The organism is Paenibacillus sp. JJ1722 (genome assembly GCF_048282685.1).
Lineage (GTDB): Bacteria > Bacillota > Bacilli > Paenibacillales > Paenibacillaceae > Paenibacillus > Paenibacillus polymyxa_B.
Genome location: NZ_CP182500.1, coordinates 2454588 through 2467574, shown reverse-complemented (window position 1 = coordinate 2467574; position 12987 = coordinate 2454588). Strand labels below are relative to the sequence as shown.

At 45.6% G+C, this 12987-nt stretch carries 13 protein-coding genes; 1 reads left to right on the top strand and 12 read right to left on the bottom strand.

Annotation, left to right across the window (positions count from 1 at the left end):
- Nucleotide 1 precedes the first annotated feature (1 nt).
- From ACM1ND_RS11250 to ACM1ND_RS11195, 12 genes are all read right to left on the bottom strand, one after another.
- Nucleotides 2–1408, bottom strand: coding sequence for a discoidin domain-containing protein (locus ACM1ND_RS11250; RefSeq protein ID WP_418027712.1), 1407 nt, complete (start codon nucleotides 1406–1408; stop codon nucleotides 2–4).
- A 371-nt stretch (nucleotides 1409–1779) separates the two neighbouring features.
- Nucleotides 1780–2715 carry a dockerin gene (locus ACM1ND_RS11245; RefSeq protein ID WP_023988360.1) on the bottom strand — a complete coding sequence of 312 codons (936 nt, stop codon included), beginning with the start codon at nucleotides 2713–2715 and terminating at the stop codon, nucleotides 1780–1782.
- A gap of 187 nt (nucleotides 2716–2902) precedes the next feature.
- Nucleotides 2903–4060, bottom strand: coding sequence for an amidohydrolase (locus ACM1ND_RS11240; protein ID WP_075154123.1), 1158 nt, complete (start codon nucleotides 4058–4060; stop codon nucleotides 2903–2905).
- A gap of 56 nt (nucleotides 4061–4116) precedes the next feature.
- Nucleotides 4117–5133, bottom strand: coding sequence for an LLM class flavin-dependent oxidoreductase (locus tag ACM1ND_RS11235; protein WP_418027710.1), 1017 nt, complete (start codon nucleotides 5131–5133; stop codon nucleotides 4117–4119).
- Nucleotides 5134–5148: 15 nt separating this feature from the next.
- Nucleotides 5149–5901, bottom strand: coding sequence for an amino acid ABC transporter ATP-binding protein (locus ACM1ND_RS11230; RefSeq protein ID WP_023988357.1), 753 nt, complete (start codon nucleotides 5899–5901; stop codon nucleotides 5149–5151).
- On the bottom strand, nucleotides 5898–6608 hold the full coding sequence (locus ACM1ND_RS11225) for an amino acid ABC transporter permease (RefSeq protein WP_061830372.1): 711 nt from the start codon (nucleotides 6606–6608) through the stop codon (nucleotides 5898–5900). Before ACM1ND_RS11225 ends, ACM1ND_RS11230 begins: the two co-directional genes overlap by 4 nt.
- A complete protein-coding gene (locus ACM1ND_RS11220; protein WP_076160203.1) occupies nucleotides 6605–7384 on the bottom strand; it encodes an amino acid ABC transporter permease in 780 nt (259 codons plus the stop codon). Before ACM1ND_RS11220 ends, ACM1ND_RS11225 begins: the two co-directional genes overlap by 4 nt.
- A 76-nt stretch (nucleotides 7385–7460) precedes the next feature.
- Nucleotides 7461–8309, bottom strand: coding sequence for a transporter substrate-binding domain-containing protein (locus ACM1ND_RS11215; protein WP_023988354.1), 849 nt, complete (start codon nucleotides 8307–8309; stop codon nucleotides 7461–7463).
- A gap of 160 nt (nucleotides 8310–8469) precedes the next feature.
- Nucleotides 8470–9360 (bottom strand): LysR family transcriptional regulator, encoded by an 891-nt coding sequence (locus ACM1ND_RS11210; protein WP_013310069.1) that lies wholly within the window; start codon nucleotides 9358–9360, stop codon nucleotides 8470–8472.
- Nucleotides 9361–9468: 108 nt separating this feature from the next.
- On the bottom strand, nucleotides 9469–9999 hold the full coding sequence (gene ssuE, locus ACM1ND_RS11205) for an NADPH-dependent FMN reductase (RefSeq protein ID WP_029519116.1): 531 nt from the start codon (nucleotides 9997–9999) through the stop codon (nucleotides 9469–9471).
- A 17-nt stretch (nucleotides 10000–10016) separates the two neighbouring features.
- Nucleotides 10017–11357, bottom strand: coding sequence for an LLM class flavin-dependent oxidoreductase (locus ACM1ND_RS11200; protein WP_023988352.1), 1341 nt, complete (start codon nucleotides 11355–11357; stop codon nucleotides 10017–10019).
- 141 nt (nucleotides 11358–11498) lie between these two features.
- Nucleotides 11499–11768: a glutaredoxin family protein gene (locus ACM1ND_RS11195; protein WP_023988351.1), complete on the bottom strand. Its 270-nt coding sequence runs from the start codon at nucleotides 11766–11768 to the stop codon at nucleotides 11499–11501.
- A 271-nt stretch (nucleotides 11769–12039) separates the two neighbouring features.
- On the opposite strand from ACM1ND_RS11195, the gene ACM1ND_RS11190 reads away from it, so the two are divergent.
- A complete protein-coding gene (locus ACM1ND_RS11190) occupies nucleotides 12040–12909 on the top strand; it encodes a DUF421 domain-containing protein (protein ID WP_068940750.1) in 870 nt (289 codons plus the stop codon).
- Nucleotides 12910–12987 lie beyond the last annotated feature (78 nt).

Here is a 12987-nt window from a genome sequence, read left to right as displayed (position 1 = left end):
CTTACTGATTCGCTGCTACTTTCCACTCCAAGATTCCTGTGGATGCTGAACCTTTGGATACCATTTCAATTCTTAATTTCGTTGTTTTTACAGGCGTAAAAGTGGTCGTATTATACTGGTCTGCCGAAGTACCCAATCCATTAGCCTGCTTGACATTGGACCAGCTACGACCATTCCAATACTTAATCTTGTAAGATTTAGGAACATCAACGCCAGCGCCATCTTTGAACCAATAGACATCCGTTTGGGATATCGTATATTCTTGATCAAAATCATATTGGACCCATTGTGTACCCGTCTCAGGCCAGTTACCATGCACAGCATGACTTCTATCGTTGGAATTGGCAGGTTCAAATCCATCGTTTAGCGCGCTTACATTTTCCCAAGATGAAGTATAAGAGCTGCTAGCCGTTGCCGCAGGTGCTATGTTCACGATTTCATCAGGATCTGTTTCAATTGGGCCCTCGTCGTCTTTAGTCGTGATTGGGAAACGAGCCGTATCCTTCTTGATTTGACTCCAGGTATAACGCAGCATCCAAACATCCCAGTCGGTGATATGATCGGAATTGCCGGCCCACATAATGGTGTTCGTTGGGAATCCACCTGGTGGACGCTCATGTTCTTCATAAAAATCGTTTAACCCAAATCCGTGACCAATTTCATGTTCAGTAATCTCAATCTCATCCGAGTTTACCGTACTCAGAACGTATTCATCATTCATACGCTGTCCCCAGTCGCCGCCGGCTCCCCCGCCAAAATTTTCTGTGGCCCAGAGATACATATCAAAGCGTTTATCCAATCCACCCGGATACGAATAGTTCGGGTCCGAAAAATGCTCAAACCGGGATATTTCATTAGGCGCAACTGGAAGCGCAGCAGGAATTTCCGGTTTTTCAGAAGCTAGTGTATCTGTAATGGTATCCGTATAAATGACCTCGTCAGGCTGCTTGTTCAGGAGCAGTGAAGGATCGGCAACAGCCCAGCCTACCACTTTTACTTTAATATTCTTATAGGGCCAACCGTCATATCCTTGAAGATGATCTGTCCAATGGTTCATCTGCCGATCTATCATTTTAGCAATATCCTGGCGTTGCTTCAGTGTGACGGGCTTAGAGGATTGCCAGCGTATAACATAATTAAGAGTCCCTTTTCCCGCAAAAATTTGATCAAAAATCGTATTTTTACGAGCCGTCGAGCCTTCGGTCAACATTCTATTCTTCCAAACCCATTCCACCGAGGATTTGAGATAAGCTGGCATATCAGCTAACGTCGAATCACCCGTTGCCGCAACCACAGAATCCCCGTTTAGATGAGAATCCGCTGATACAAAACTAGCGTTTCCCATCAGTAATGAACTAGCAATGACTACTGAAAAAGAAGCCATCATCATTCCTTTTCTGTTCAACATGTATGTACCTCCATATCCATTTGTATTATTGCAATAGTTTTCTTGAAATAACTATCTCTATCACCTCTCTTTTCGTGTTTGCGAACTAATCTAGGAGATTAAGAGTACACTATCAAATCTCCTTGTCGTTTTTTGTAAATAATCACAAATCATATTATCACTGGATTATTGCATCGTCAATATTTTCCTTAATGATTTAAATTAGTCATTTTAATCGTATCTTGGAACATATACTTGATCTTTGCATGCACAAAACTGGTATTTTATAAAATGAAAAAACCGTTTATTCACTAAATCAATTCCACCATAGAATTTGATTTTGGAACAAACGGCTCTATTTATAAGCTTTTTTCACACTACTCTAGCATTTTTTAGCGGTTAGGAAAACGAGAGGTATCCTTCTTAACCTGGCTCCAGGTATAACGCAACATCCAGGTATCCCACTCTGTTATTTTGGGGGAATTTCCGGCCCACATAATAGTTGGCACAGGAAACCCACCGGGTGGACGCTCATGTTCTTCATAGAAGTCAGGCAAGCCGAATCCATGCCCCATCTCGTGCTCTGTAATCTGGATTTCATCCGAATTCAAGGTGTTCAGGATATAATCATCAGGCATACGTTGCCCCCAATCCCCGCCGGCTCCGCCTTGAAAATTGGACGTTCCCCATAAGTACATATCAAACCGCTTGTCCAGGCCACCTGGGTAAGAATAGTTAGGGTCCATAAAATGTTCAAATCTCGATAGTGCGTTAGGAGCAACTGGAAGTTTAGCTGGAATATTCGGGTCTGTTTTACTTAAGTCATCCGTAATGGTATCCGTGTAAACGATTTCATTAGATTGTTTGTTAAGAATCTGTGATGGATTCGCAACGGCCCAGCCTACTATTTTTACTGTAATATTGTTATAAGGCCAGCCATCATACCCTTTCAACTGCTTATTCCAATTATTGATTTGGCGACTCAGCATGGAAGCCATATCTTTACGCTGCTGAAGAGTGATATTTTTAGAGGATTGCCAACGCACTACATAATTTAGCGTTCCTTTTCCCGCATAGATTTGATCAAAAATCAAATTTTTACGGTTGGTGGAGCCTTCTTTGACCATTCTATTCTTCCAAACCCATTCTACCGATGGCTTAAATTTAGCAGGTATATCAGCAGCAGCCAAATTAATATTTGTCGACGCTATATCAGAAGTGCTTTCCAAATCTGAGGCTGCTGAACCAACGTTAGCCCCGCCAACCAGTAAAGAAGCAGCCACTACCAATGAAAAAGAAGCCATGATCATTCCATTTTTCTTCGGCATTTATTTAACCTCCATACCTTTTATTTTTACGAGACATCTAAAAGGACAACGCCTACTCTCTTATTACACCCACTCTCGTTTTTGAATAAAATTACAATTTTATACTATCATTGGAATGATATAGCGTCAAACAAAAATATCCCCTCTACAAGGAGGGGATAAGTATCCATAGACTAGGCTTGCACTCCTACTCTATGGATATCAATGCCGATTCTGCCAGTGAAGCCAGTAGCTTCGCTGTTCCGGGCAACGCGCGTTCGTCCAGATCAAAGGCAGGATGATGCCATTCCTGGCTTCCCGCAGTGCCGACAAAGACAAATACACCAGGGATGTTCTTCTGATAAAACCCAAAATCCTCGCTCGCCGAGGATGGTATGGGACGAACTACGTCCAGACCGACCGCTTCTGCCGCCTCCTCCGCGATGACGGCCAACTTACCGTCGTTCAGCACAGGCGGCGGACCCTCGATCCAGCGGATGGATGCTTTCGTGCCGAAAGCATCCGCAACGCCTTTTACGACCTGCTCGAAGCGCTCAATCACCTGGGCGCGAACATTTTCGTCAAATGTGCGAATGGTTCCGTCCAAATGGGCGCGGTCAGGAATGATGTTCCAGGCGTTGCCACTGTGCAGCTTCGTGACGCTAATGACCGCGCTATCCAGCGGATTAACGCTCCGACTCACAATGGATTGCAGCGCCGTAATGATATGTGACGATACCACGATGGGGTCAATCCCTGCATGCGGCACTGCCGCATGTGTGCTCAGACCCTCCACCTCGATGTAAAAACCATCCGCCGCTGCCATTAGCGGACCTTCTTTGATGCCGACCGTGCCTACTGGCAGGTCCGGCTTGTTATGTAGGCCAAATATGGCCTGCACCCCTGCCAACGCACCGCTGTCCAGCACTTGGGCAGCGCCTTTGGCCTTTTCCTCAGCTGGCTGGAACACCAGCCGAACCGTGCCTTTCAGCTCCTGCTCCCGCTGCTTCAACAATACGGCTGCTCCTAACAGGGATGCGGTATGAAAATCATGCCCACAGGCATGCATCTTGCCGGGATGCACCGAAGCATAAGGCAATCCCGTCTCTTCCTGAATAGGCAACGCATCAATGTCTGCACGAAGCGCGACAGTTGGTCCCTCCTGCTGTCCGCCGATTTCCGCTACTAATCCGGTACGCAGCGGCACATCCAGAATGGTTATGTTCTGTTCTTCCAGCAGACGGCGGATAAAGGCGGTAGTTTCAACCTCCTCGTTAGATAACTCGGGATTTCGATGCAGATGGCGGCGAATGTCCACCAGCTTCTGCTCCAAAACCTGCTCCTTCGTCCCGGTTGATCCACTCATCCCTATTCCTCCTTCGTGAACCCAAAATAGTTACAATTCTCTCAGACCAACAACATCTAGGACTGCACAGGCAACCCGGCAAAAGCTTCATGCAATAACTCGAACGAGCGCACGCGCTTGTGTATATCCCTTATTCCTGTCGTAACAATTAGCTCATCGGCCTGATACTTCGCTTGAATTTCCGTCAACACAGCATAGATTTCGTCTTTATTCCCTTTGTTAATTTGCGCTTGTGTAGCTTCAATTGTATATCCTTCACCTGATTGCTTGCCGAACTCTTCTGCACTTTCCAGCGTGCCCACCGTAGCCGTCTTGCCACTGGCCAGATGAATTTTGTACAGCTTGTGCTCCCCTGCTAACTCCTCAGCTTCCTCGGAAGTGTCCGCTACGATGACTGAAAGCGCAAAAAGAGCTTTCGGCTCACGTCCATAACTATAATCGAAAGACGCCCGATACGTACGGAATGATTCCAATGCAATCTGCTCATTACTATTGATAAATTGCGAGAAAACGTAGGGCAACCCCAAACGCGCAGCAATTCCAGCACTGTCTGTACTTGTACCCAAAACGTAAATATCCGCTGGTGTTTCTGGAATCGGATTCGCCTGTAACCCGGCTAACGGTCCTTCTTCAGACGGAATATTATGAATATAGCGACTTACTTCATCAATTTTTTCTTCGAGAGAAGGCGCGTCATGAACGTTTCGTTGTAACGCCTGTGTGGATTTCGGCAACCCGCCCGGCGCGCGTCCAATTCCCAAATCTACGCGACCCGGTGCAAGAGAGGACAGCACATTAAAGTTTTCAGCTACTTTATAAGGGCTGTAATGCTGAAGCATCACTCCACCAGAACCGACTTTAATACGTTCAGTGCGTGCCAGCAAATGGGAAATGAGTACCTCTGGCGAAGAGCCCGCAACCTGCTCGGAATCGTGATGCTCTGATACCCAGAAACGCGTAAACCCCAATTCCTCTACACGCTGTGCTAGCTTAATCGTATTACGAAGGGCCTGCGCTGCCGTTTCCCCCTCGTGTATAGGGCTTTGATCCAATACTCCGATTTTAATACTCATGTCTCCCTCTCCCGTCTAAATTGAATAGTTATATTCCGGTGTAATCCGTTTCAGGAATTGTTTGGTACGTTCCTCTTTGGGGTGGTTAAAAATGTCGTCCGGTGTGCCTTCCTCGATAATATGACCGCCATCCATAAATACCACATGATTTGAAACATCGCGCGCAAAGCCCATTTCATGTGTAACGACAATCATTGTAATGCCTTCCTTCGCAATCTTGCGGATCACCGACAGCACCTCACCCACCAATTCAGGGTCCAGCGCCGAAGTCGGCTCATCGAACAAAATCACTTCCGGGTTCAGCGCCAAGGCACGCGCTATGCCGACACGCTGCTGCTGCCCTCCGGATAGCTGGCTTGGATAATGATTCAGCTTTTCACCCAGACCGACCTTTTCCAGCACTTCAATGCTAATTTTTTTCGCTTCCTCCTGCTTGACCTTGCGGACAACGACAAGCCCTTCCATGACATTTTCCAGTGCTGTTTTATGCTTGAACAAATTGTACTGCTGAAAAACCATAGCCGTCTTTTGACGTAGAGCCAAAACATCCCTCTTCGCAGGTCGCTTGCAGTTCACTGTAAAATCGCCAATGCTGACTTCCCCATCATTCGGCTTTTCCAGATAATTAATGCAGCGTAGCAGAGTCGTTTTTCCTGAACCGCTCGGGCCTAAAATAACGACGACCTCGCCTTTGTTCACGGTCAAATCAATGCCTTTGAGCACTTCATGTTTGCCGAACGACTTCGTTATATTTTGCAGACGGATCATGATGCTCGACCTCCATTAAACACATTGATTTTTTTCTCCACCAAGCCGGATATTCGCTCAATTAATACCGTCAAGCCCCAAAATAGCAGTGCAGCCGCGATATATACCTCTAAATATTTCCAGTTGGTAGATGCCAGAATTTCAGCCTGTGCCTGGATTTCTGTGACCGATACCGTGAAAGCCAAGGTAGAGCCATGAAGCATCCCAATAACGGAATTCGTCAGGTTTGGCAAACTCACCACGAACGCCTGCGGAAATACAATCCGTCTCAGCACTTGCCACGTCGTCATACCGACGGCATAAGCCGCCTCGATTTGTCCCTTGTTGACCGATTGAATTCCAGAACGGACGACCTCAGACATATACGCGCCACTGGTAATGGAAAACGAAATGAGTGCAAATACCATATAAGGAACATCTTTGGATTGCAGCGGCCAGCCGAAATGCTTCGCTCCCGCATCAATCAACAAAGGCAAACTGAAATAAATAAGCAGCAAATGCATCAGCATCGGTGTGCCACGGATAAAGGTGACGTAACCGTGAGAAATCTGGGACAACACAGGAACCTTATAAATTCGCGCCAGCGCCGTTATAATACCGATGACCAACCCTGCCAGTACGGAAACCACCGTAATAATTAAAGTGTTGGGCAACGCGGAGAACAACCCTAAAAAGGCAGTATATATAAAGCCAAAATCCAGACTCATATGCCTTTACCTCCTTTACTAAGACGGGGACTTCTCAGGTAACGCACCACAAAGCTTTTTCGTTTTTCGGGTTCTTTCTGTACTGCATCCCGATGCTCATGCCGGAGAAGCGTATTTTCCAGCACCTTGAACAATTTTTGTAAAATCAGACTGATCACCAGATAGATAAGGGATAACGCGATATAGGTTTCAACAAAATGCTGGGTAGCCGACCCTAATGTCTGTGATTTCCCTGTCATCTCCATCGCTCCGATCGTAAATGCCAGCGAAGTATCCTTCAGATTGCCAATCACCAGATTGGAAAATACCGGAACCACCACAGCCAGCGCTTGCGGCATTATGATACGTGTAAAGGTCTGGTAGCCTGACATGCCGACGGACTGCGCAGCCTCGATTTGTCCTCGATCTACTGCCTCTACTCCTGACCTGATAATTTCGGAAATAAAGGCTCCACTATTGAGCGCGTAGGTCGCTACGGCAAACCACAGCACATCCCATCTGGAGGAATTGATATCCAACAGCTTTAGTAGCTCTGGCAGGCCGTAATACACCAGAAACAATTGGATTAGAATAGGTGTTCCGCGAAAAAAGGAAACATACACTTGAGAAACACGTTTGAGAAATGGAATGTTATACATGCGAGGCAGCGCAACCAACAGACCAATGATAAGCCCCAATACAAGCGAGCTTGCCACAATAAACAAGGTGATGTGTAAGTAAGACAGCATTTTCGGGATAAAGCTAAAAACATAGTCAATATTGAACTCTCTGCTCATATGCCTGCCTCCTTTCTATACATCAACGGTCAGAATACATAGAGTACCCTGACCGCTGAAATGTCCAAGTCTATCCTTACTTCTTACTGCTACCTTCTTTTTTCACATCTTCCAGAGACTTAGTGAAATCCTCTCCAAGCCATTTAATGCTCAGCTTCGACAACGTACCGTCGTCCTTCACTTCCTGAATGGCTTTGTCCAGGTCATCCGCCAACCCTTGCTCATTTTTGTTCAGTACATACAGTACATCCGATTGAGTCAAAGGATCACCAACGGTCTTCAGAGCTACTTCTCCTTTTTCATCGGTGTTAAAACGGTTCGCAAAGTCTGTCGTAACGGTAGCATCTATACGGCCGCTCGTAATTTGTTGCACCGTATCATTGGCTGCACCACTCGTATAAACGATATTCAGGGCATCTCCGTGGGTTTTGTTATACTCTTTCAGCACATACGCCGCATTACTGGTTGGGCTGGTGAGTACCTTTTTCCCTTTCAAATCATCAATTGAATGAATGGTATTGTTATCCTTCGCTACAGCGACTCTGTTCAGAAAAATGCTATACGGATTTTTGTTGAACAGATACTTGGCTTCGCGCTCCGGGTTTTTTTCCATTTGATGCGATACCAGATCAATCTTGCCGGCATCGAGACTTAGCAGCAAATTTCCAAAGTCCATCGTTTTGAATTCAAATTCGTATTGAGGCAGGCGCTTGTCCAGCTCCTTAATCAGCTCCACATCAAAACCTGTTAAATTTCCGTTTTCGTCAATAAAGCATACATTTTTGAATTGAGTACCTGTGCCTACGATAATTTTCTTCACGTCTCCGCTTGAACCTGACGCGCTAGACGCGTTATCTGAGGAACCGCAGCCTGCCAACACCAGGATGATTGCCATAACAGACAATATTGCAAACCACTTTTTCATATGAATCCCCCTCATCTCTTTGTATATCAGCAGTTTGCGACATACATGGTAGCTACAACATCCAATAATTCATAATTCCTATAAGCTTAATTGGTTTTAGGATGTGATTAATTTAACACCTGGAAACCTATACGTCAATCCACCAAGCTATAGAACATTCCTATAACAAAACAGCACCCCGGAAACCTTCTGTCAGTGCATCTGCAAAATCCGAGGTCACTGCACAGTCTTCTTTGGTCGCTATTATGCTAATCTGCATAGACACCCCAGCTACCTCTGGAACATGGATACGGAACAGTTTCTGATCTTTCACTTCACGGTTCACACAGACATCCGGCAAAAAGGCAATACCCGCTTCTTCCAATACCAGCTTTTTGGCCGTGACCACATTGTCTACCTGAAAAGCAATGTCCGGTGGCTGCTCCAGTGATTCAAAAGCGCGATGAATCCTCATCCAATCTAGTGATCCGCATTCGAAAAATACCAGTGTTTCACGTTGAATATCCTGTATGCTGGCCTTTCCTGTTTTCATAAACGGATGGCCGTCGTATACATACAGGGAAATCGGATCTTCATAAAAAGCAAGCGTACGGATAGCCGGATGCATCACTTTACGGACAAAACTAATGTCTACCTCACGGTTCAACAGTTTATGTACCAGTTGATCCGTCGTAGCCGTCACAATTTTGTAGTTAACCTCTGGATAACGGGCACGAAGCTGCTTTAATATCTCAGGAATGATGTAGTTCGACACCGATATCGTGCAGCCAATTCGAATTTGCTGAGGGGCTTTCTTACGCTGTTGGAGCTTTTGCTTCCCTTTTTGCAGCACCTGAAGCATCTGCTCCGCATAAGGAAGAAACTTTCGTCCATCCTCCGTCAGAACCGTTTGCTTGCTTTGGCGGTCGAACAGCTTGCATTCTAGCTCGCGCTCTAGCGTCTGAATCCGTGCTGTAACGGAGGGCTGGGACAAGAACAAGGCTTCTGCCGCCTTGTTAAAGCTCCCATAATGATTCACGTATACAAAGGCTTCCATATTCTCGATATTCATACGTAAGTCCCCCAGTAAGTTTTATATACATTTATCCAATATGTTAACTTGGTTTTTTTGTATCATAAAACTCACTGAACGACCTGTCAATGGAAATATTGAAAATATCTATAATTTTAATAGCTCATTTAGTTCTTTAACAGAACGTTCCAACCGTGCAACCAATTCTTCGGACAACCCGTATGCTCCATCTGGTAGACGTTCGACCCACTGATCCACTGCATACACCCCGCCAAGAATATGTCTTCCGCCCAGTGCATTAATAACCGGCTTCAAGGCATAGTCAATGACCAGCAGATGAGCCAGCGTACCTCCGATAAATAAAGGCAGGACAGGTTTCCCTCTTAGCCCCTCCTGCGGAACCAAATCCAGGAATATTTTCAATAATCCTGAATAGGACGCCTTATAGACTGGAGAAGCCACAATAACGGCATCCGCTGCTGCAATCAATGCAAGTGATGCTGTGACGTCGGGGCTGTTAAAGTTAGCTGTGACCAGATCCTCCGCCGGCAAGTCGACCACATTCAGCAGTGTGACCTCCGCTCCAGCCTGCTGCAACTGCTCCGTTGTATAGTTAATCAAGCCGTATAAACGGGATTGTGTAGACGGACTGCCTGATAGGATGACAACCTTGGACATATTTTTTCCTCCTTCTGTTATGCGTCAACCTTCACTTTAGATTTGGCTGCTGTATAGCGGTTCTCAGGAATAGGCACGCCCAGGTTTTCACGTAGTGTGCTAAATTCATAATCCTGACGGTAAATACCGCGTTCCTGCAAAATAGGCACAACCAGATTTACGAAGTCATGCAGACCCGAGGGTACATCAGAACCAATGATGAATCCGTCTGCTCCTTTTCTTTCAAACCACTCCTGCACTCGATCCGCCACCTGCTCAGCGGTTCCGATAAAAGAGGTTCTCGGCGTAGCTGAACGCAACGCAACCTCGCGTAAGGTCAAATTTTGTTCCTTGGCTACTCGTTTGATTTTATCTGTACCGCTGCGGAACGCATTGCTGCCAATACCATCAAGCTCAGGGAATGGCTCATCCAGCGGATATTGTGAGAAATCATGATGATCGAAGAAACGTCCCAAATATTTTAACGCAGCCTCAATCGTCACCAGATTAGTGATCTCTTCATACTTACGTTCCGCTTCCTCCGTCGTGCTGCCAATAATCGGCGATATGCCCGGCAAAATGACAATATCCTCTTCGGATCTACCATAGCGTACCGCACGTTCTTTCACATCACGATAAAACTGCTGCGCTTCCTCTAACGTTTCATGTCCTGTAAATACAGCATCCGCTTCCTTGGCGGCCAGGTTTTTGCCATCCTCCGAGGAACCTGCCTGAAAAATAACCGGCTGTCCCTGCTTGGATCGTCCAATGTTCAGTGGGCCCTGCACAGAGAAAAACTCACCTTTATGGTTCAATGTATGCAGCTTTTCAGGATCAAAGAATACGCCGGCTTCCTTATCACGAACGAACGCATCCTCTTCCCACGAGTCCCACAGTCCTTTGGTAACCTGTAAATATTCCTCTGCAATTTTATAGCGCTGCGGATGCGACGGGTGCTCGCCTTTGCTAAAGTTAAGGGCAGAGCCTTCCAGCGGAGAAGTTACCACATTCCAGCCTGCACGACCTCCGCTAATATGATCAATGGAAGAAAACTGGCGTGCTACCGTGAACGGTTCGCTATAGGAAGTCGACAGTGTGCCGACCAGTCCGATATGCTTCGTCACCCCAGCCAAAGCGGACAGAATCGTAATTGGTTCAAAACGGTTCAGAAAGTGGGGAATAGATTTTTCGTTAATGAACAGGCCATCTGCGATAAATACGAGGTCAAACTTTCCTTCCTCTGCCTTTTGCGCCTGCGTTTTATAAAATTCAAAGTTAACACTCGCATCCGCAGGTACTTCAGGGTGACGCCAAGTCGTCATGCTTCCCCCAACACCGTGAATAATCGCACCAAATTTAATTTGTCTATTCTTAGCCATAACTCTTCCACCTCTCTTGAACATAATTGTTATCCTACGGCTATCATTTTTTAGGGCAGCTAGGCTGCTAATGGTTTGTAGGGCAGTCTCCGCTACTTATTTTGTATAGGCAGCGGAGTAACTGATCCTTTTCCTATTGGCCTATACTACTTGATTGTAACTTTCCAGCACTTTACCCAACTCTTCCAGATCCGGGTTGAGCAGTGCTTCATATTTATTATCCCCGCCTACCTCGACGACAGGGACATAACGAATACCATATTTGGTCTCCAGCACGTCACGCAGCGCATCATTTCCGTCCACTTGGATATTTTCATACGGCTGATTTTGGGATTCCAGGTACGATTTGATCTCTCCACAAAAATGACAGCCGGTTTTACTCCACAATACAACTTTAGGTTTGGACGACATATACATACCTCCGTGAGCTTAATGTTTATAATCCCGATGAATTAAATAAGAATTATATCTATAATGTATCCTCCCCCCTCCTTTCCGTCAATCGCTTGTGCAATAGACAATGATAATTCATCGATAGAAAATTTTAATTATATATTGTATTTCATCGCTTATTGGCAGCTTGGTTATTTAAATTTAGGGGAATTGGAGTTTAAATGTGCCTTGACGCGGATATCCTTGGAATAGTAGCGTCCTTGTGGCGAAATGAAATGAGGTTGAGCAAATGCAGGATTGGGCCGAGGTTGCTATACGCACATTAATGGCTGTCGCTATATTATTTTTAATCACCAAAATTCTTGGAAAACGTCAGGTATCCCAGCTTTCCTTGTTCGAATATATAACAGGAATCACGATAGGTAACCTGGCTGCTACCATTCCTATGGAGCGTGAATCCACCTGGTATCTAGGCCTCATAGCCTTGTCAGTATGGGTACTGACAACACTTGGCATTGAATATTTGCAAATTAAAAGCAAGAAAATCAGAGATATAACAGATGGAAGGACAACAATCCTGATCAAAGACGGCAAAATTTTAGAGGATAATCTGAGAAAAGAACGGCTCACCCTGGATGAACTCATGGAGCAGCTTCGAAGCAAAAATGTATTCAAAGTATCTGACGTGGAATTTGCTCTTATGGAAACCAGTGGCGAAGTCAATGTGCTGTTAACCAAAGACAAGCAGCCTGTGACACTTAAGGATTTGAATATGCAGCAATTACCGGAGAAGGAACCAACAGCAGTCATTATGGATGGACAACTTATGGAGCAACAAATGGCATATATGGGGATCACTCAACAATGGCTGGATGCCAAGCTAAAGGAAAAGAGTTTAACAGTCAAAGATGTGTTTTTCGCGCAGGTGGATCCGCAAGGAGAACTGTACATTGACCAATATAGTGACAATGTACAGCTAAACAAGGTGCAGGATTCGAATCAAACCGTGCTGACTTTGCTGGAACAATGCACAACGGAGTTGCAAAAACTCGCATCTGGTTCCAGTGAGCAACAAAGAAAACAGCTATATGAGCAATGCTCACAAAGCTTGAAAGAAGCTATACAGGAGATGAAGCCGGTAAATACATCTAAGTCCTGAGCACATACGCATATGCCATAAGAGTATAAGTATGGGAACTAAAAAGGAGCGTCCTTCAGCCGTTTGTGGCTTTGAAGA

What these genes read in the sequence shown, in the direction of transcription:
- ACM1ND_RS11250 (WP_418027712.1), bottom strand. Translation starts at nt 1,408, where the DNA reads ATGTTGAACAGAAAAGGAATGATGATGGCTTCTTTTTCAGTAGTCATT.
- ACM1ND_RS11245 (WP_023988360.1), bottom strand. Translation starts at nt 2,715, where the DNA reads ATGCCGAAGAAAAATGGAATGATCATGGCTTCTTTTTCATTGGTAGTG.
- ACM1ND_RS11240 (WP_075154123.1), bottom strand. Translation starts at nt 4,060, where the DNA reads ATGAGTGGATCAACCGGGACGAAGGAGCAGGTTTTGGAGCAGAAGCTG.
- ACM1ND_RS11235 (WP_418027710.1), bottom strand. Translation starts at nt 5,133, where the DNA reads ATGAGTATTAAAATCGGAGTATTGGATCAAAGCCCTATACACGAGGGG.
- ACM1ND_RS11230 (WP_023988357.1), bottom strand. Translation starts at nt 5,901, where the DNA reads ATGATCCGTCTGCAAAATATAACGAAGTCGTTCGGCAAACATGAAGTG.
- ACM1ND_RS11225 (WP_061830372.1), bottom strand. Translation starts at nt 6,608, where the DNA reads ATGAGTCTGGATTTTGGCTTTATATATACTGCCTTTTTAGGGTTGTTC.
- ACM1ND_RS11220 (WP_076160203.1), bottom strand. Translation starts at nt 7,384, where the DNA reads ATGAGCAGAGAGTTCAATATTGACTATGTTTTTAGCTTTATCCCGAAA.
- ACM1ND_RS11215 (WP_023988354.1), bottom strand. Translation starts at nt 8,309, where the DNA reads ATGAAAAAGTGGTTTGCAATATTGTCTGTTATGGCAATCATCCTGGTG.
- ACM1ND_RS11210 (WP_013310069.1), bottom strand. Translation starts at nt 9,360, where the DNA reads ATGAATATCGAGAATATGGAAGCCTTTGTATACGTGAATCATTATGGG.
- ssuE (WP_029519116.1), bottom strand. Translation starts at nt 9,999, where the DNA reads ATGTCCAAGGTTGTCATCCTATCAGGCAGTCCGTCTACACAATCCCGT.
- ACM1ND_RS11200 (WP_023988352.1), bottom strand. Translation starts at nt 11,357, where the DNA reads ATGGCTAAGAATAGACAAATTAAATTTGGTGCGATTATTCACGGTGTT.
- ACM1ND_RS11195 (WP_023988351.1), bottom strand. Translation starts at nt 11,768, where the DNA reads ATGTCGTCCAAACCTAAAGTTGTATTGTGGAGTAAAACCGGCTGTCAT.
- ACM1ND_RS11190 (WP_068940750.1), top strand. Translation starts at nt 12,040, where the DNA reads ATGCAGGATTGGGCCGAGGTTGCTATACGCACATTAATGGCTGTCGCT.